The sequence below is a fragment of the Proteus sp. LHD240705 genome, assembly GCF_047921555.1.
Classification (GTDB): domain Bacteria; phylum Pseudomonadota; class Gammaproteobacteria; order Enterobacterales; family Enterobacteriaceae; genus Proteus.
In genome coordinates, this window is sequence record NZ_JBLRMI010000027.1 from 1 (window position 1) to 1045 (window position 1045).

Genomic DNA, 1045 nt, shown 5'->3' on the forward strand with positions numbered 1-1045 from the left:
GGAAGTTCAAAAAAATGGGATGGTCTCTAATGCCTATGCGCTTTATGCCAGCCGTATTTACGATGCTTCCGTAAAATCTGATGAATTGATTGGTAAACTCCATCTACAAGGTTCTGCTTTTGATAATTTAGCGCAATCCATTCGTTCAGCTACCCAAGAGCAACAGCAGTTTTCGGCACAATCGTTAATTGTGATTTCTGATGATGCGCAAAAATCAATCGATGCTTCTCTTCGTACTATTGAAAAATCTAAAGCAACGGGCAAAGCTTTAGCCAAACTCAACGCCGAAGATGTATTGGCGAGTAGAAAAATCACACCGGACATGATGGGGTATGACAAAGCGTTACAAGCTGAAATTGAAGCCCAACTTGCTTTACAGTCTAAAAAAATTAAGCCACCCAAAACACCAAAATCCACCATTGATTATGCCAAACAATACACCAAAATCTTGACGGAATTAGAGGAAAAACAAGCCTCACTGATTGCGGATGGACAAAGCATTCAGCTGTATGGCACTACCTCTTCCTTTAATGAATACACATCCGCATTAGCCGATATCAAACAGAATAAAGACAAGTTTGATGCCATCTTAAAAATCGATCCCAAAGCGATTGAGACGATAAAAGAAAAAGCGAAAGCCATTGATGATCTGGCGCGTGCCAACTCGGTCGCGCAATTTGCTTATGATCGCGGTAAAGAAATTGAGCAGATGCAATTTGAAACCACCTTGATAGGAAAGTCACGCGCAGAGCAAGAAAAGCTCAATGCCCTTCGTCAGATTGATGTGCTGTATCAGCAAGCCAGTGTGGATTTAGGCGAAAAAGAGTTGGCGAACTTACAACGCAATGTCGAACTCACTAAACAGCAAATTGAGGCAGAGCTTAGGAAGCGAGAAGCCATGAAAGGTGATCCGATGGCGGGATTAAAACAAGGCTTATCGGATTTCAGTGAGTCGGCCATGGATGTGATGGAGAACGTTAGAAACGTCACTACCAATGCCCTTAATAATATGTCTGATGCATTAGCCGATTTTGCTTTAACGGGT

1 protein-coding gene is annotated in these 1045 nt (G+C 42.2%); it reads left to right on the forward strand.

What is annotated here, in order from left to right:
• Positions 1 to 1045 (forward strand): phage tail tape measure C-terminal domain-containing protein (locus ACNART_RS17805; protein ID WP_416303676.1); only part of this gene is annotated, 1045 nt, incomplete at both ends.